General features: G+C 71.4%; 15 protein-coding genes. 13 read left to right on the top strand and 2 right to left on the bottom strand.

Translation table 11 applies throughout. The features are described 5' to 3' along the window. The 4 genes from truB to AC1DP0_RS05425 all read left to right on the top strand — a co-directional run. Positions 1 to 631: tRNA pseudouridine(55) synthase TruB (gene truB, locus AC1DP0_RS05440; protein ID WP_478082845.1), on the top strand; the 631-nt coding region annotated here is incomplete at its 5' end. A gap of 56 nt (positions 632 to 687) precedes the next feature. Then, positions 688 to 1,659 carry a bifunctional riboflavin kinase/FAD synthetase gene (locus AC1DP0_RS05435; RefSeq protein WP_478082844.1) on the top strand — a complete coding sequence of 324 codons (972 nt, stop codon included), beginning with the start codon at positions 688 to 690 and terminating at the stop codon, positions 1,657 to 1,659. Between the two features lie 80 nt (positions 1,660 to 1,739). Then, entirely contained in the window at positions 1,740 to 2,873 is a 1,134-nt protein-coding gene (gene rodA / locus AC1DP0_RS05430) for a rod shape-determining protein RodA (RefSeq protein ID WP_478082843.1), read from the top strand. A gap of 132 nt (positions 2,874 to 3,005) precedes the next feature. After that, entirely contained in the window at positions 3,006 to 4,868 is a 1,863-nt protein-coding gene (locus AC1DP0_RS05425; RefSeq protein WP_478082842.1) for an AMP-dependent synthetase/ligase, read from the top strand. Between the two features lie 11 nt (positions 4,869 to 4,879). Here the strand turns inward: AC1DP0_RS05425 and AC1DP0_RS05420 are convergent, their stop codons facing one another. Then, on the bottom strand, positions 4,880 to 6,025 hold the full coding sequence (locus AC1DP0_RS05420; RefSeq protein ID WP_478082841.1) for an MBL fold metallo-hydrolase: 1,146 nt from the start codon (positions 6,023 to 6,025) through the stop codon (positions 4,880 to 4,882). A 116-nt stretch (positions 6,026 to 6,141) separates the two neighbouring features. On the opposite strand from AC1DP0_RS05420, the gene AC1DP0_RS05415 reads away from it, so the two are divergent. Beyond that, on the top strand, positions 6,142 to 8,133 hold the full coding sequence (locus AC1DP0_RS05415; RefSeq protein WP_478082840.1) for a TIGR03960 family B12-binding radical SAM protein: 1,992 nt from the start codon (positions 6,142 to 6,144) through the stop codon (positions 8,131 to 8,133). 72 nt (positions 8,134 to 8,205) lie between these two features. Here the strand turns inward: AC1DP0_RS05415 and AC1DP0_RS05410 are convergent, their stop codons facing one another. Further along, entirely contained in the window at positions 8,206 to 8,739 is a 534-nt protein-coding gene (locus tag AC1DP0_RS05410) for an NUDIX hydrolase family protein (RefSeq protein WP_478082839.1), read from the bottom strand. A gap of 335 nt (positions 8,740 to 9,074) precedes the next feature. On the opposite strand from AC1DP0_RS05410, the gene ileS reads away from it, so the two are divergent. From ileS to mreC, 8 genes are all read left to right on the top strand, one after another. Continuing rightward, the gene (ileS, locus tag AC1DP0_RS05405; protein WP_478082838.1) at positions 9,075 to 12,368 is read left to right on the top strand and encodes an isoleucine--tRNA ligase; all 3,294 of its coding nucleotides are present in this window, start codon (positions 9,075 to 9,077) and stop codon (positions 12,366 to 12,368) included. Positions 12,369 to 12,406: 38 nt separating this feature from the next. Further along, complete coding sequence (locus tag AC1DP0_RS05400; RefSeq protein ID WP_478082837.1) at positions 12,407 to 12,991, top strand: GNAT family N-acetyltransferase; 585 nt, start codon at positions 12,407 to 12,409, stop codon at positions 12,989 to 12,991. Continuing rightward, positions 12,988 to 14,379, top strand: coding sequence for a bifunctional folylpolyglutamate synthase/dihydrofolate synthase (locus tag AC1DP0_RS05395; RefSeq protein ID WP_478082836.1), 1,392 nt, complete (start codon positions 12,988 to 12,990; stop codon positions 14,377 to 14,379). The genes AC1DP0_RS05400 and AC1DP0_RS05395 overlap by 4 nt, the downstream gene beginning before the upstream one ends. Positions 14,380 to 14,416: 37 nt before the next feature. Beyond that, a complete protein-coding gene (locus AC1DP0_RS05390) occupies positions 14,417 to 14,863 on the top strand; it encodes a hypothetical protein (protein ID WP_478082835.1) in 447 nt (148 codons plus the stop codon). A 41-nt stretch (positions 14,864 to 14,904) separates the two neighbouring features. Continuing rightward, positions 14,905 to 15,324, top strand: a complete 420-nt coding sequence (locus AC1DP0_RS05385) for a DUF4233 domain-containing protein (protein ID WP_478082834.1) — start codon at positions 14,905 to 14,907, stop codon at positions 15,322 to 15,324. Next, the gene (gene ndk, locus AC1DP0_RS05380; RefSeq protein WP_478082833.1) at positions 15,321 to 15,749 is read left to right on the top strand and encodes a nucleoside-diphosphate kinase; all 429 of its coding nucleotides are present in this window, start codon (positions 15,321 to 15,323) and stop codon (positions 15,747 to 15,749) included. The genes AC1DP0_RS05385 and ndk overlap by 4 nt, the downstream gene beginning before the upstream one ends. Positions 15,750 to 15,767: 18 nt before the next feature. Continuing rightward, the gene (gene mreB / locus AC1DP0_RS05375) at positions 15,768 to 16,802 is read left to right on the top strand and encodes a rod shape-determining protein MreB (protein WP_478082832.1); all 1,035 of its coding nucleotides are present in this window, start codon (positions 15,768 to 15,770) and stop codon (positions 16,800 to 16,802) included. A gap of 4 nt (positions 16,803 to 16,806) precedes the next feature. After that, a partial coding sequence (gene mreC, locus AC1DP0_RS05370) for a rod shape-determining protein MreC (RefSeq protein WP_478082831.1) occupies positions 16,807 to 17,279 on the top strand: 473 nt, incomplete at its 3' end.

Below are 17,279 nucleotides of genomic sequence, written 5' to 3'. Positions count from 1 at the left end.
CGCCGTCGCAGCCCTGACCGGTGACATCGAGCAGGTGCCGAGCGCCGTCAGCGCGATCAAGGTCAAGGGCGTGCGCAGCTACACGCGCGTGCGCCAGGGCGACACGGTCGACCTCCCGGCGCGTCCGGTGACGGTGAGCCGGTTCGACGTGCTCTCGGTGCGTCCGGGCACGGCGACGCTCGAGGTCGGTCCCGCCATCGACGTCGTCGACGTCGTCGTCGAGCTCGACGTGTCGTCGGGCACCTACGTCCGCGCCCTCGCCCGGGACCTCGGCGCCGCCCTGGGCGTCGGGGGACACCTGACCGAGCTCCGGCGCACGCGTGTGGGCCGGTTCGGGATCGGGGACGCCGCGTCGCTCGACGACCTCATGGCCAGGTCCGAGGCGGACGGCCCGGACGGCATACCCCTGATCCCCATCGCCGAGGCGGCTCGGGCGCAGCTGCCCGTGCACGAGGTCTCGACGGAGGAGGCCACCGCGCTCGGCTACGGACAGCGCATTCCCAGCGCCGTGGCCGGCGCCGACGCGGTTGCTGCGATCGACCCCGAGGGACGCCTCGTCGCGGTGCTCGACGAGACGCGATCGACGGCGCGCGCCAAGGTGGTCTTCGCCGCGTCCGGGGCCGGGGTCTGAGCCTGGTGCCCGAGCCTTCGGACGTCCGCTCCGGCACGCCCACTACAGTGGTCGCCGTGCAGCGCTGGTACGGACTCGACGACATCCCGGCCGACCTCGGGCCCACCGTCGTCACCCTCGGAAACTTCGACGGGGTGCACCGCGGGCACCGCGAGGTGCTGACGCGCGTCGTGCGTGAGGCCGCCCAGCGGGACGCACTTCCCGTCGCCGTGACCTTCGAACCACACCCGATCGCGGTCCTCTACCCCGACCGGGCGCCCGCGGCGGTCATGTCGCTGGAGCAGCGCCTCGACGCCCTCGACTCGGTGGGCCTCGCGGCAGTGCTCGTCCTCGAGTTCACCCGTGACTTCGCCCAGCAGACGCCAGAGGAGTTCGTCCGCGGCACCTTCGTCGAGGCCCTGGGGGCGTGCGCGGTCGTCGTCGGCAAGGACACCCGGTTCGGCGTGCGCAACTCCGGCGACGTCGGCACCCTGCGTGAGCTGGGGGCCGCGCACGGCTTCGAGGTCATCGCCCTCGAGGACATCGGCGAGGGGGCCAGCGATGGCGCTCGCTGGAGCTCGACGCAGCTGCGGGCCGAGCTGCTCGCCGGAAACACCGACCACGCAGCCCAGATCCTCGGCCGCCCGCACCGCGTCACCGGCGCGGTCGTGCACGGGGACCACCGCGGCCGCGAGCTCGGCTACCCGACGGCGAACCTCTCCCAGGACCACGAGGGCCTCGTGCCCGCCGACGGGGTGTATGCCGGGTGGCTCGTCCGTCTCGACCTCCCCGAGGGTGCCCCGGACCGCGCCCTGCCCGCCGCCGTGTCGGTCGGGACCAACCCGACGTTCGACGGCCACCAGCGCCGGGTCGAGGCCTACGTCCTCGACCGCACCGACCTCGACCTCTACGGCGAGCGCGTCGCGGTCGAGTTCGTCTCGCACCTGCGGCCGACCCTGAAGTTCGAGACGATCGACGCGCTGGTGGGGCAGATGGCGCAGGACGTGGCGCGGTGTCGCGAGATCCTGTCGGCGATCGTCCCGTCCTAGCGGGCCCGGTCCGGCGACCCGCCCGCGTCATGGGACGGCCCCGTGCCCCGAGGGGTCGGCGAGGCGCGGGATCGTCGTGGATGCAGCTCGACCTCGGCCTGCTCATCGGGGCGCTGGGGCTCTCCGTCGTCGGCGTCGTGCTCATCTGGTCGGCCACCCGGGCGTCGTCCGGCGGCACGGCGGCGCTCAAGCAGCTCGTGGCGCTCGGCGTCGGCCTGGCGTGTGCGGCTGCCGTGACCCGCCTCGACGTGCGGACGGTGCGCGCGGTGGCCCCGCTCGTCTACGTGCTCGCCGTCCTCGGCCTCGCCGCCGTCGTCTCGCCGCTCGGGTCGACGGTCAACGGGTCCCGCTCCTGGATCCGCCTGCCGGGGGGCATGAGCCTGCAGCCGTCGGAGCTCATGAAGGTGGCTCTCGCCGTCGGTCTCGCCATGCTCCTGGCGGAGCGTGGTGAGCGTGGGCTTCGCCAGCCGCACCGCGACGTCGTGCTCGCGTGGGTCGTGGCCGGCATACCCGTCGTGCTCGTCCTGGCCCAGCCCGACCTCGGCTCGGCCCTGGTGCTCATGGCCATGGCGGTCGTCATCATCGCCGCCGCGGGGGCGCCGGGGCTGTGGACGGCGACGGTGCTCGTCGCGGGAGCCGGGGCCGTGGCCGCGGCCTTCCTCACCCCGGTCCTGTCGGGCTACCAGCGCAACCGGCTGCGGGCCTTCCTCGACCCGTCGCTCGATCCGCAGGGCATCGGCTACCAGACCCGCCAGGTGCGCATCGCCATCGGTTCCGGGGGCCTCGGCGGCCAGGGCCTCTTCGAGGGGCGCCAGACGCAGGGCGGGTTCATCCCGTTCCAGGAGACCGACTTCGTCTTCTCCGTCGCGGGGGAGGAGCTCGGGTTCGTCGGCGCCGCCGGGATCGTCGTGCTCATCGCCTTCATCGTCGCGCGCTGCGTCGTCGTGGCACGCCGGGCGGACGCGTTCGGCCGTCTCGTCGCGATCGGCGTCGCCGTGTGGATGGGCGTGCAGGCGTTCGAGAACATCGGGATGAACCTCGGGCTCATGCCCGTCACCGGCCTCCCGCTGCCGTTCGTGTCGAGCGGAGGGTCCTCGCTCATCGCCTCGTGGGTCGCCATCGGCCTCGTCGGGAACGTCGCCGCGGTGTCCCAGCGCCGCGGGCCGTTCCCGCGGCGTGCTGCCGGCCGGGTCAGGGGCGGGTTCCGGGGCTGACCCGGTTCGGGTCACGTTTCGATGAGGAAGCCCCCGAGTGCGTGACTGGGGAGCCGATTGTTGACATCATCCCGGCATGGCGGCCCCCGCAGACGCCGATGACGGGCCGGCCCCAGTGACAAAGGAGTCCAGATGCCCCTCCAGGCACTCGCCGACCGGCACGTCGACCAGAGCATCCTCGAGGGGCGCGCACCCAGCGTGGGCGCGCTCTTCCGCAGCCGGGTCCGGGCGACGCCCGACGCTGCCGCCTACCTCCACTTCGCGGACGGCTCGAGCGAGCTCACCACCCTGACGTGGCGGCAGACCCACGAGATCGTCGAGCAGTGGGCCGCGGGGCTCATCAGCCTCGGGGTGCAACTGGAGGACCGCGTCGCCATCGCCTCGACCACCCGGGTCGAGTGGATCCTGGCCGACCTCGCCGTCATCTGCGCCGGAGGCGCGACGACGACCGTCTACCCGACGACGATCGCCGAGGACGTCGCCTACATCCTCGACGACTCGGGCAGTGGCATCGTCTTCGCCGAGAACGAGGAGCAGGTCGCCAAGCTCCAGGCCGTGCGCTCGGAGATCCCCGGCGTGCGGCAGGTCATCGCGCTGACCGGGCCGGGCAGCGACGACCGCTGGGTCATCACGACCGACCAGCTCGCCGAGCGTGGGCGGGAGTGGCTCGCCGCCACCCCCGACCTCGTGGACTCGCGCATCGACCAGCTGGACCCCGAGTCCCTCGCCGTCGTGATCTACACGTCCGGCACGACGGGCCGCCCCAAGGGCGTGCGGCTCGTGCACGACAGTGTCGTCTACGAGGGCGCCGTCATCGACGCGATCGGCACGTTCACCAAGGACGACCTCCAGTTCCTCTGGCTGCCGCTCTCGCACGTCTTCGGCAAGATGCTCGTCGCCACGGGCCTGCAGATCGGCTTCCCGACGGCCGTCGACGGCCGCGTCGACCGGATCGTCGAGAACATGGCGGTCATCAAGCCGACCTTCATGGCCGGTCCGCCGCGCATCTTCGAGAAGGCGCACGGGCGCATCGCGCTGATGTTCGCTGGGGAGAAGGGCATCAAGAAGCGGCTCATCGACTGGGCGCTGGCGGTCGGCGGCGAGATGCGCGACGTGCGGGCCCGCGGCGAGGAGCCCTCGTCGGGCCTGCGCCGCAGGCACGACCTTGCGACGAGGCTCGTGCTGCACAAGGTGCAGGAGCGCTTCGGCGGGCGGGTCCGTTTCATGATCAGCGGGTCCGCCCCGCTCAACGCCGACGTCGCCCGCTGGTTCGGCTCGGTCGGTCTGCTCGTCCAGGAGGGCTACGGCCTGACCGAGACGTCGTCCGGCACGACCGTCAACGCCCCCGACCACGGTGCGTACCAGTACGGATCGGTCGGCTGGCCGCTGCCGGGCACCGAGGTGCGCATCGCGGAGGAGGACGGCGAGATCCTCGTCAAGGGTCCCGGTGTCATGCGCGGCTACCACAACAACGCCGGGGCGACCGCTGAGGTGCTGACCGAGGACGGCTGGTTCCACACCGGCGACATCGGCCGCGTCGACGAGCGCGGCTTCCTCTACGTCACCGACCGCAAGAAGGACCTCTTCAAGACCTCGGGCGGCAAGTACGTCGCGCCGGCCGAGATCGAGGCGCGTTTCAAGGGCCTGTGCCCGTTCGTCAGCCAGTTCCTCGTGCACGGCGCCGGCCACAACTACGCGACGGCGCTCGTGACGCTCGACCCCGACGCAGTGGCCGGGTGGGCCCCGACGGTGGGGCTGGTCGGCAAGTCGTACACCGAGGTCGTGGCCTCACCGCAGGCGCGCGCGCTCGTCCAGCGCTACGTCGACCAGCTCAACGAGGGCCTCAACCGCTGGGAGACGATCAAGAAGTTCACCATCCTCGACCAGGACCTCACGGTCGAGGCGGGCGACCTCACGCCGAGCATGAAGCTGCGCCGCAAGGCGGTGACCGAGAAGCACCGGGCCGAGATCGACGCGATGTACGACGGCGCCTGACGGCGCCGGCCTCAGCGCCGCGCCGGGAGGTCGAGGACGATCCCGGCGTCGGCGTGCGCCGGGTCGGGGAAGGCGACGTGGTAGCCGTGCTGCGCGATGAGGCGCGGGTCGGCCCACCGCTCGGTGCGCGGGGTGCGGTAGTTGAACCACAGGGAGGGCCCGGTCGGCGCGTCGAGCACGACGCGGGCCATCGCGGCGTCGTCGGGGTGGTGGAAGACGTCGCCGTTGGTGGAGACGAGGTAGTAGCTGGCCGGCGCCGCCTGGAGCAGGGCCGCGACGACGTTGGCCTGGCTCCCGTGGTGGGGCAGCTTGAGCGCGTCGACGGCCATGGTCTGGGCGCCGCGGGCCCGCGCCAGGCCGTGCAGAGCGGACGCGAGGACGGTGCCGTACGCGTCGGCCCCGAGCAGGACGCTCGCGCCGTGGTGCTCGACGAGCAGGGCGATGCTGCTGCCGTTGGGCACGGAGGCGTCCTGGACCGTGTGCTGCTCCGCGATGTGCTGCAGGTCGTCGAGCGGTGCGAGCACGTCGACCCCCACCTCGCGAGCGGGGCCGTGCAGGGCTTCCCGGAGGGCGGCGGACCACGAGTCCGCGAGGCGCACCAGGCGCTCGTTCGTGGGTGAGAGGACGGTGATCGTGGGCCCGTCGGGCACGGCGACCTCGATGTGACCGCCCGTAGGGCCCGTGTCGATGGGCCCCCGGCCGAAGGCCTCGTTCCAGGGCCGGGTCTTGTCGGCCGCGTGCCCCGGAGGGCCGCCGGCGGTCGGCGCACCGGCTGGTGCCGGCGCCTGGCCGAGGAGCGCGGCGACGACGTCCTCCCCCTGGTCGATGCTCCGCGCGACGCCCGGCGCGCTGGGCAGGTGGGTGCGCCCGTTGAACCAGAAGTCCCCGACATCGGCGGCGAGGTCGCTCGAGAGGAACGCGAGCATGCCGCCGATGTGGTCGTTGTCGACGTGGGTGATCACCGCGACGTCGATGTGGCGGTCGGCGGGGTCGAGGTGACGCAGCCGCGCCTCGAGGAGCGGCCAGGTGTCGGGCGGCCCCCCGTCGACGAGCATCCGCCACGTCGGACCCGCGGGGCGCGGGCACTCGACGAGAAGGCAGTCGCCCAGCCGTGCGGGCAGCACCTCCACGTGGATCGCCGTCGGCTCCGTGGTCACCCTTGCCTCCTCCGCCTCAGGGTAGGGCGGGCAGGCCGGAGGCGTCCCGTGCTTCGGCCAGGTGCCCCGTTCGCCCACGTTTTCGGCGTCCGGCGGTGCGCACGTACCATGGTCCAATGCCCGGAGAGTCACTGTTCAACGCCCTCGAGCCCCTGCTGGAGCGGGTCAACAAGCCCATCCAGTACGTCGGCGGCGAGCTCAACTCCACGGTCAAGGACTGGAACGTGGGTGGCCACGGTCCCGACGGCACCGAGCTGACGACGCGTTGGGCACTGATGTACCCCGACGCATACGAGGTGGGCGTGCCCAACCAGGGCGTCATGATCCTCTACGAGGTCCTCAACGAGCGTCCCGACGCCCTCGCCGAGCGCACGTATGCCGTGTGGCCCGACATGGAGGCGCAGCTGCGCGAGGCGGGCCTGCCGCAGTTCACGGTCGACGGGCACCGGTCGGTGCGCGACTTCGACCTCTTCGGCCTCAGCTTCTCGACCGAGCTCGGCTACACCAACATGCTCACGGCGCTCGACCTCGCCGGCATCCCGCTGCACTCGGTGGACCGCGACGTCGACGACCCGATCGTCATCGCCGGCGGTCACGCAGCCTTCAACCCCGAGCCGATCGCCTCGTTTCTCGACGCCGCCATCGTCGGTGACGGCGAGGAGGCCGTGCTGGCGGTCACCGACATCGTCGGGGCGTGGAAGGCCGAGGGTCGTCCCGGCGGTCGCCGGGAGGTCCTGCTGCGCCTGGCGCGCACCGGCGGCGTCTACGTCCCGGCGTTCTACGACGTCAGCTACCTGTCCGACGGACGCATCCAGCGCGTCGCGCCGAGCACCGCGGCGCCCGGGGTGCCGTGGCGCGTGTCGAAGCACACGGTCATGGACCTCGACGCGTGGCCCTACCCGAAGCAGCCGCTCGTGCCGCTCGCCGAGTCCGTGCACGAGCGCATGTCGGTCGAGATCTTCCGCGGCTGCACGCGCGGCTGCCGCTTCTGCCAGGCGGGCATGATCACCCGACCGGTGCGCGAGCGGTCGATCACCGGCATCGGCGAGATGGTCGAGCGCGGTCTCGCTGCAACGGGTTTCGAGGAGGTCGGCCTGCTGTCGCTGTCGTCCGCCGACCACTCCGAGATCGCCGACCTCACGAAGGGCCTCGCCGACCGTTACGAGGGCACGCAGACCGGCCTGTCGCTCCCGTCGACCCGCGTCGACGCCTTCAACATCGACCTCGCCAACGAGCTGACCCGCAACGGGCGCCGGTCCGGGCTGACGTTCGCGCCCGAGGGCGGGTCCGAGCGCATCCGCAAGGTGATCAACAAGATGGTGTCCGAGGAGGACCTCATCTCGACCGTGGCCGCGGCCTACGGTGCCGGCTGGCGCCAGGTCAAGCTCTACTTCATGTGCGGGCTGCCCACCGAGACCGACGAGGACGTGCTCCAGATCGCCGAGCTCGCCAAGCGCGTCATCGAGACGGGACGCCAGGTCTCAGGACGCCGTGACATCCGCTGCACCGTCTCGATCGGCGGCTTCGTGCCCAAGCCCCACACGCCGTTCCAGTGGGCCTCGCAGCTCGGCGTCGAGGAGACCGACGCGCGCCTGGCCAAGCTCCGTGACGCCATCCGCGCCGACAAGCGCTACGGCTCGTCCATCGGGTTCCGTTACCACGACGGCCAGCCCGGCATCGTCGAGGGCCTGCTGTCGCGCGGCGACCGCCGCGTCGGCAAGGTCATCGAGGCCGTGTGGCGCGACGGTGGTCGTTTCGACGGCTGGAGCGAGCACTTCTCCTACGAGCGGTGGATGCGGTGCGCCGACGAGGCGTTCGCCGACGTCCCGGTCGACCTCGCCTGGTACACCACGCGCGAGCGCGGCGAGTCCGAGGTGCTGCCCTGGGACCACCTCGACTCCGGCCTCGACAAGGACTGGCTCTGGGAGGACTGGCAGGACGCCCTCGACGAGACCGAGGTCGACGACTGCCGTTGGACCCCCTGCTTCGACTGCGGCGTGTGCCCCCAGATGGGCACGGAGATCGAGATCGGCCCGACCGGCAAGACCCTGCTGCCGCTCACTGTCCTGGGTTCGGGTCGTCAGGAGCTCCTCGAGCACCAGCACTGACCCGGGTGCGCAGGAGTTCCTGCCCTCGTGGCCGGGCGGGGTTCGCCCGCGCGGGTTTCGCGCGAATGGGGGTCAGACGGGGAAGCCGACGTGCGCCAGTGCCTGGCGCACGAGGACGCCGTGCGAGCCGGACATCTCGCCCCGGACCGCGATCGACGCCGCCTCCTCGGGGGTCACCCAGGACAGGTCGAGGGCGTCCTGCTGGGGTGTGCAGTCGCCCGTGACCGCGACGACGAAGGCCAGCGAGACGGCGTGCTGGCGCGGGTCGTGGAAGGGCGTGACGCCAGGCGTCGGGAAGAACTCGGCGACCGTGAACGGCTGCGGCGACAGCGGGATCCGGGGGAGCGCCATCGGGCCGAGGTCGCTCTCGACGTGGCGCACGAGGGCGTCGCGGATGCGCTCGTGGTAGAGCACGCGGCCGCCGACGACCTCCTGACCGATGCCTCCGTCGCTGTCGGCCCGCAGCAGCAGCCCGACATGGGTGACGACGCCGCGGTCGTCGACCCGGACCGGGATCGCGTGCACGTAGAGGATCGGCAGCCGGTCCCGGGCGTTGTCGAGGTCCTCGCGGCTCAGCCACGCACCTGTCGTGTCCACTTCGGTCATGACGTCATCCTGCCAAACGCGCCCCCGAGCCGCGGGCGGGGTCTCCGCAGGCCGGCACACCCGGTCGATCAGGCTAGACTGGCGCGCACAGGCGTTCGAGCCGTCATCAGCGGCGAGCCTCCGGAAGAACAGGGCGCAAGCTCCCACTAGACCCGGACGGGTGGGCCCGTCACAGCCTTCGACAAGAGCGGCCGTATGCCGCCTGCCCGAGAGGGTGGGAGGGTGCGGCAAGCGGGGTGGTACCGCGGCAGCCTCCGGCAGGAGACGTCGTCCTCGTGGCACGGACGAGTGACCAGACGAGCGACCAACAGACGCGAACGCAGGAGACCACGAGCATGACCTACCCCCGGGTCACCACGAACGACGACGCCAACCAGCCAGCGACCGGCTCGGGCGTCCCGTCCAACCCGCGCTTCCCCGAGATCGAGCAGCGCGTCCTGAGGTACTGGGACGAGGACGGCACGTTCATCGCGTCGGTCGAGGGCCGCGAGGCCGGGACCGACGGCGACAACGAGTTCGTCTTCTACGACGGGCCGCCGTTCGCCAACGGCCTGCCGCACTACGGCCACCTGCTCACCGGCTATGTCAAGGACATCGTCCCGCGCTACCAGACGATGCGCGGCAAGCGCGTCGAGCGCCGCTTCGGCTGGGACACCCACGGTTTGCCCGCCGAGCTCGAGGCGCAGCGCCAGCTCGGACTCAAGACCAAGCAGGACATCGTCGAGCTCGGCATCGACAGGTTCAACGACGCCTGCCGCAGCTCGGTGCTGAAGTACACCGGCGAGTGGCGCGACTACGTGACGCGCCAGGCCCGCTGGGTCGACTTCGACCACGACTACAAGACGCTCGAGCCCGACTACATGGAGTCGGTCATCTGGGCGTTCAAGCAGCTCCACGACAAGGGCCTCGTCTACGAGGGCTTCCGCGTGCTGCCCTACTGCTGGAACGACCAGACGCCGCTGTCCAACCACGAGCTGCGGATGGACGACGACGTCTACAAGATGCGGCAGGACCCGGCCGTCACCATCGGCCTGCGGCTCGAGACCGGCGAGCTCGCGCTCGTCTGGACGACGACGCCGTGGACCCTGCCGGCCAACCTCGGCATCATGGTCGGCCCTGACATCGACTACGTCGTCGTCGAGTCCGACGTCACCGGCACGACGGAGCGCTACGTCATCGGCGAAGCCCGCCTCGCGGCATACGCCAAGGACCTCTTCGGCCCCGACGTGGACCGGGCCACCCTCGACGACCGGGTCGTCGAGCGGCTCAAGGGCGCCGACCTGCTCGGCCGCGCCTTCACGCCGCCGTTCTCCTACTACCAGGGGCACGAGCGCGCGCACTTCGTCTTCCCGGCCGACTTCGTCACCACCGAGGACGGCACCGGGCTCGTCCACACGGCCGGTGCCTTCGGTGAGGAGGACAAGATCGTCACCGACGCGGCGGGCATCGAACCCGTCGTGCCGGTCGGGGCCGACGGCCGGTTCCTCTGGCCCGTCACCGACTACGAGGGCATGCACGTCTTCGACGCGAACGCCCACATCATCGACCACCTCAAGGCCGCCACCCGCGGTGAGGGCGAGACCGGCTCGGTGACGGCGGGCACGGTGCTGCTGCGCCGTGAGACCTACGACCACAGCTACCCGCACTGCTGGCGCTGCCGCGAGCCCCTCATCTACATGGCGGTGTCGTCGTGGTTCGTCGAGGTGACGAAGATCAAGGAGCGGATGCTCGAGCTCAACCAGCAGATCGAGTGGACTCCTTCGCACATCAAGGACGGCCAGTTCGGCAAGTGGCTCGCCAACGCGCGCGACTGGTCGATCTCGCGAAACCGCTTCTGGGGCAGCCCGATCCCCGTCTGGAAGTCCGACAACCCAGAGTTCCCGCGCGTCGACGTCTACGGCTCGTTCGAGGAGCTCGAGCGCGACTTCGGTGTCGAGGTCACCGACCTGCACCGCCCGTTCATCGACGGTCTGACGCGGCCCAACCCGGACGACCCGTCGGGGAAGTCCACGATGCGCCGCGTCGAGGACGTCCTCGACGTGTGGTTCGACTCCGGATCCATGAGCTTCGCGCAGGTCCACTACCCGTTCGAGAACGCCGACTGGTTCGAGCACCACTTCCCGGGCGACTTCATCGTCGAGTACATCGGCCAGACGCGCGGCTGGTTCTACACGATGCACATCCTCGCCACCGCACTCTTCGACCGGCCTGCCTTCAAGACGTGCGTCAGCCACGGGATCGTGCTCGGCTCCGACGGCCAGAAGATGAGCAAGTCGCTGCGCAACTACCCCGACGTGAGCGAGGTCTTCGACCGCGACGGCGCCGACGCCATGCGCTGGTTCCTCATGAGCAGCCCGATCCTGCGCGGCGGCAACCTCATCGTCACCGAGCAGGGCATCCGCGACGGCGTGCGCCAGGTGATGATCCCGCTGTGGAACGCGTGGTCGTTCTTCTCGCTCTACGCCAACACCGCCCGCGGCGGTGAGGGCTACGAGGCGAAGCGCTCGACCGCCTCGACCGACGTCCTCGACCGCTACCTGCTCGCCAAGCTGCGCGAGTTCGTCGGCGACATGACCGGGCAGCTCGACGCCTACGAGATCGCCGCCGCGTGCGACACGATGCGCAGCTTCCTCGACGTGCTCACGAACTGGTACATCCGCCGTTCGCGTGACCGTTTCTGGGGCGGCGAGACCGACGAGTCGCTCGCGGCGTTCGACACGCTGTGGACGGCCCTCGAGACCGTCACGCGCGCCATCGCCCCGCTGCTGCCTCTCGTCACCGAGGAGATCTGGCGCGGGTTGACGGGGGAGCGGTCGGTCCACCTCGCCGACTACCCGACGGTCGACGACCTGCCCGCCGACCACGAGCTCGTCGTCGCGATGGACCGAGCCCGCGAGATCTGCTCGACGGCGTCCAGCCTGCGCAAGGCCCGGGGCCTGCGGGCACGCCTGCCGCTCGCCGAGCTGACGGTCGTGGCTCCCGAGCCGGCGAGGCTCGAGCCGTTCCGCGGGATCATCCAGGACGAGCTCAACGTCAAGGCGCTGACCCTCGTCGACGTCGCCACGGCGAGCGAGGCCGACTTCGGTGTCAGCCAGCGCCTCACCGTCAACGCGCGCGCGGCCGGGCCTCGGCTGGGCAAGGACGTCCAGCGCGCCATCAAGGGCAGCAAGTCGGGCGACTGGAGCGTCGACGCCGACGGCACCGTCACTGCCGGTGGTCTCGCGCTCGTCGAGGGGGAGTACGCCCTCGAGACGGTCGTCGCCGGCGACGCCGCCGAGGCCGGCGCCACGGCGATGCTGCCCTCGGGCGGCTTCGTCGTCCTCGACACGGCCGTGACGCCCGCGTTGGCCTCCGAGGGCCTGGCCCGCGACCTCGTCCGCGCCGTCCAGCAGGCCCGTCGCGACACCGGGCTGCATGTCAGCGACCGCATCAGCCTGACGGTCCTCGGCGGCGCCGAGGTGTTCGAGGCCACGGTCACCCACCGCGACCTCATCGTCGGCGAGACGCTGGCGACGCAGTTCGCCGCCGCCGGGCGTGACCACGCGCTGGCCGGCAAGCTGCCGGGCACGCCGACCGACGTCGTCGTCGGGGACAACCACGAGGCGACGATCCTGGTGGTCAAACGATGATCGCCCGGAACCGCGAGCACGAGCTGGAGGACGCCGAAGTGAGCACGACCCCCGATCCCCAGGGCGGCGCCTTGGGGACCGAGCCCGCACCGACCGACCCGGGGATCCCGACCGACGCTGCCGGGGACGGAGTCGCCATCCGCGGTGCCGTGGGCGACGACCTGACGGGCATCCTGTCCGTCGGCCACCGCACGTGGCTCGCGACCTACGAACCCATCGCGGGTCCGGAGTACGTCGCGATGGGCCTCGCGAAGTGGTGGACGAGCGACGTCGTCACCGACTCGATCCGCAAGGGGCGCACCCTCGTGGCCGTCGAGGGGGACGACGTCGTCGGCGTGGCGACGTTCGGCCCGCAGGACGAAGCCTTCGTGCTGTGGAAGCTCTACGTCCTGCCCGGCCACCACGGGCGGGGGATCGGGTCTCGGCTGCTGGGCGCCGTCCTCGCGCGGGCGCTCGAGAGCGAGCACCCGCGCATCACGTTGTCCTACCTCGAGGGCAACCAGCAGGCGGCACGTTTCTACGTCAGGCACGGGTTCACCGAGACCCACCGCGAGACGCCGGGTTCCGGGTTTCCGGAGAGTGTGTGGATGGTCCGCGAGCTGAACGCCGGCGAGCCGTCATGACCGGCCGCCCGGATGCCGCAGCCCTCGAGGCGGCCCGCAACCTCGAGGAGATGAAGCGGATGCGCGAGATCGAGGAGGAGATCCTGGCCCGCGCCCCCGAGAACGACATCGGCCCGTCGCTGGACCGCATCCGCGCGGTCATGGAGCTCGCCGGCGACCCGCAGCGGACCTACCCCTCGATCCACCTCACCGGCACCAACGGCAAGACGTCGACGAGCCGGATGATCGACGCGATCCTGCGCGAGAGCGGGCTCTCCACGGGGCGCTTCACCTCGCCGCACCTGCACGACATCCGTGAGCGGATCACGTTGTCGGGCAAGCCGATCCCACGTGAGAAGTTCATTGCCGCCTACGACGAGGTCGCACCGCTGATCGAGCTCGTCGACGCCCGGTCCCTCGAGTCCGGCGGACGCCGGATGAACTTCTTCGAGGTGCTGGTCGCGCTCGCCTACGCCGCCTTCGCGGACGCACCGGTCGACGTCGCCATCATCGAGGTCGGCCTCGGCGGCTCGTGGGACGCGACCAACGTCCTCGATGCCCAGGTCGCCGTCGTGACCCCCGTCGACCTCGACCACACCCAGCTGCTCGGCGACGACGTCGTCTCCATCGCGGAGGAGAAGAGCGGCATCATCAAGGCCGACTCCGTCACCGTGTCGGGCGTCCAGGACGAGGACGTCGCCCGCGTGCTCATGGACCGCGTCGAGGAGGTTGGTGGATCACGGATCGTCTTCGAGGGCAACGACTTCGGCGTCCTCGCGCGCGAGGTCGCCATCGGTGGCCAGCAGGTCTCGATCCGCGGCCTCGCGGGGGAGTATGCCGACCTCTTCCTCCCGCTCCACGGCGCGCACCAGGCGAGCAACCTCGCCACCGCCGTGGCGGCCGTCGAGTCCTTCATCGGCGGCGGTGAGCAGCGCATCGAGCCCGAGGTGCTGACAGCGGCGGTCGCGGCGATGACCTCGCCCGGACGCCTCGAGATCGTCCGACGCTCACCGACCGTTCTCGTCGACGCGGCCCACAACCCGCACGGCGCCCGCTCCCTCGTCACGGCGCTCGAGGAGGCCTTCGCGTTCACCCGCCTGGTCGGCCTCGTCGGCATCGTCGCCGACAAGGACGCGGCCGGCATGCTCGAGGTGCTCGAGCCCGCCCTCGACCACGTCGTCGTCACCCGTTCCTCGTCTCCGCGCGCCATGCGACCCGAGGACCTCGGCAAGCTGGCCGTCGAGGTCTTCGGCGAGTCCCGGGTGACCGTCGTCCGGGACCTGCCCGACGCCCTCGAGCAGGCCGTGACGCTCGCCGAGGCCGATGGCATGGGTGGCGGTGTCATCGCCACCGGGTCGGTCATCACGGCCGGCGAGGTGCGCATGTTGCTCGGCCACACCGACGTGTGAACCCGACCGCCCCTCTCCCCGACCTAGGCTGGCACCCATGCACCCCTTGGTGAAGCTCGTCCTCCTCCTCATCCTGATCGGCATGGCGGTCGTCGTCTGGGGTCGGGTCATGGGCCGCAAGGATCCCGACCGGGAGCTCGTCGGGCTCACCGACACCGTTCGTGCCAGGGTGAGCCGCGAGATCAGTGCCGGGCACAAGCTCAACGCGATCAAGATCTACCGTGAGGCCACCGGGGCCCCGCTCGCCGACGCCAGACGCGCCGTCGACGCCTGGTTCGTCCCGGGTCGCGGCCCGGGCGTGCGCGACGCCGCCGCGTCGTACACCGACGGCCGGCTCACCGAGGAGGCCCGCGTTCGGATCAGCGAGCTCATCCTGGCCGGGCGGCGCGAGGACGCGATGAGCCTCTACGCCGAGGCGACCGGCGCCAGCGGCTCGGAGGCCCGGGCCGTCATCCGCACCTGGGACACCGCGCAGAACTACTGAGCCCCACTGCAACCCACCACACAGCCGAGGCGACCCCTTCCATGCGTTCGATCATCTTCCACGGCCGGACCGGCAAGTTCACCTTCCGCATGCTCGCGACGGTGCTCGGCGGCCAGTCCATCTGCATCGTGCTCGGCGCGCTCGTGGCCCGGGCGATCGCGGCGACCGAGGGTGGCAACGGGTCGAGCACGGCATACCTCGTCGTGGGCCTCGGGCTCGGCGCCCTGTGCATCGTGGCTGCGGGACTCATGCGTCGTCCCTGGGGCGTGACGCTGGGCTGGGTGGTGCAGGCGCTCACCCTGCTCAGCGCGCTCGTGGTGCCGATGATGCTCGTCGTCGGACTCTTCTTCCTCGCCCTGTGGGTCACCTGCCTCGTCAAGGGCGCCCAGGTCGACGCCGAGATGGCGCGGCGCGCAGCGGCGGCGGGCGAGGGAGACGCGGCCGATAGGGTGGACGGGTGACCATCGAACGCTCCCTCGTCCTCGTCAAGCCCGACGGATTCCAGCGCGGCCTCACCGGTGAGGTGCTGCGGCGCATCGAGGGCAAGGGCTACCAGCTCGTGGCCCTCTCCGTGCTGACGCCCACTCGCCAGCAGCTCGCGGCCCACTACGCCGAGCACGAGGGCAAGCCGTTCTACGAGCCCCTCGTCGAGTTCATGAGCTCGGGTCCCGTCGCTGCCGTCGTCGTCGAGGGCCAGGACTGCGTCAAGGGCTTCCGCAGCCTCGCCGGCGCCACCAACCCGACCGACGCGGCTCCGGGCACCATCCGTGGCGACCTCGGGCGCGACTGGGGCACCAAGGTGCAGCAGAACATCGTGCACGGCTCCGACTCCCACGATTCCGCCACACGCGAGATCGGCATCTGGTTCCCCGATCTGACGTGCTGATCAGGGCACAATCTGGACATGACCTCCCGATCGTGGCTGCGCCCGCTGGGGCGTGACCTCGCGATCGACCTCGGCACCGCGAACACCCTGATCCACGTCCGTGGGCGCGGGGTCGTCGTCGAGGAGCCGTCGGTCGTGGCCGTTGAGGTCGGCAGCGGCCGGCTGGTCGCCGCGGGGAGCCGCGCCAAGGAGATGCTGGGCCGGGCGCCGGGGACCATCCGTGCCGTTCGCCCGTTGCGCGACGGCGTCGTCTCCGACGCCGACGAGACCGAGCGGATGCTGCGGTGGTTCATCGACCAGGTGCGCACGTCGCGGCTCGTCCGCCCGCGCATGGTGCTCTGCGTCCCGAGCGAGGTCACCGGGGTCGAGCGGCGCGCCCTGGAGGACGCCGCCACCCGGTGCGGGGCGCGTCGTGTCTACATGATMGAGGAGCCGATGGCCGCCGCCATCGGGGCGGGCCTGCCGGTCTACGAGACGGCCGCGAGCATGGTGGTCGACATCGGCGGCGGCACGACCGACGTCGCGGTCATCAGCCTCGGGGGCATCRTCACGTCGAGCTCGCTGCGCACCGCGGGCGACGAGATCGACGAGGCCCTCGTCAGCCACGTCAAGAGCGAGTACTCCCTCCTGCTCGGAGAGCGCAGCGCCGAGGACATCAAGGTCGCGGTCGGCTCGGTGTTCCCGCTGCGCGAGGAGCTGACGACCCGACTGCGCGGACGCGACCTCGTGACCGGACTGCCCAAGACGGTGCAGGTGGGCTCGGCCGAGGTGCGCCGGGCCATCGAGACACCGGTGCTCCAGATCATCGAGCTCGTCCGGGCCACGCTCGACGTCTGCCCACCTGAGCTGGCCGGCGACATCCTCGACCGCGGCATCACCCTGACGGGAGGCGGAGCGCTCCTGCGCGGCCTCGACGCACGGATGCGCCACGAGCTCGGCGTGCCCGTCCAGGTCGCCGACGACCCGCTGCGCGCCGTGGCCCGAGGAGCCGGTCGCTGCGTCGACGACTTCGACAGCCTCGAGCGCGTCCTCGTCGGCGACCACCGCCTCTAGCCGTATGCACCCCACCCTCCGCCGCCGTCTCCTCGTCGTCCTCGCCTCGCTGACCCTCGCGCTCCTCCTCGCGGACCTCGCCGGTTCGGGGGTCGCAGACGGTGTGCGCAGGGCGGGGGGCTTCGTGCTCGGTCCCGTCCAGCGCGCCCTGACGGGAGCACCGCGCGACGAGCTCGCCGCGGTCGAGGGGGAGAACACCAGGCTGCGCGCCGTCACCGCGGAGCAGCGGCACCGCCTCGACGAGCTGGGCCGACTCGACGAGCTGCTCGGCGCCGGCGTCACGAAGGGGCGCACTCTCGTACCCGCCCGTGTCGTCGCCACCGACCTCAGCCCGCTCGGGGGGCGCAGCGTGACCATCGACGTCGGGTCACGCGACGGCATCCGCGCGGACTCGACGGTCGTCGCTGCCGACGGTCTCGTCGGCCGTGTCGTGGCGGTGTCGCCGTGGACGAGCGACGTCCAGGTGCTGGGCAGCGC

Source organism: Terrabacter sp. P5_B1, from assembly GCF_056400505.1.
The sequence above is the reverse complement of the archived record's forward strand: the minus strand, read 5'-3'. Positions and strand labels throughout refer to the sequence as shown.

Excerpts from the sequence above, each read along its gene's own strand:
- AC1DP0_RS05395 (WP_478082836.1), top strand. The coding sequence starts at position 12,988 with ATGACCGGCCGCCCGGATGCCGCAGCCCTCGAGGCGGCCCGCAACCTC.
- AC1DP0_RS05425 (WP_478082842.1), top strand. The coding sequence starts at position 3,006 with ATGCCCCTCCAGGCACTCGCCGACCGGCACGTCGACCAGAGCATCCTC.
- ileS (WP_478082838.1), top strand. The coding sequence starts at position 9,075 with ATGACCTACCCCCGGGTCACCACGAACGACGACGCCAACCAGCCAGCG.
- AC1DP0_RS05385 (WP_478082834.1), top strand. The coding sequence starts at position 14,905 with ATGCGTTCGATCATCTTCCACGGCCGGACCGGCAAGTTCACCTTCCGC.
- AC1DP0_RS05410 (WP_478082839.1), bottom strand. The coding sequence starts at position 8,739 with ATGACCGAAGTGGACACGACAGGTGCGTGGCTGAGCCGCGAGGACCTC.
- rodA (WP_478082843.1), top strand. The coding sequence starts at position 1,740 with ATGCAGCTCGACCTCGGCCTGCTCATCGGGGCGCTGGGGCTCTCCGTC.
- AC1DP0_RS05415 (WP_478082840.1), top strand. The coding sequence starts at position 6,142 with ATGCCCGGAGAGTCACTGTTCAACGCCCTCGAGCCCCTGCTGGAGCGG.
- AC1DP0_RS05390 (WP_478082835.1), top strand. The coding sequence starts at position 14,417 with ATGCACCCCTTGGTGAAGCTCGTCCTCCTCCTCATCCTGATCGGCATG.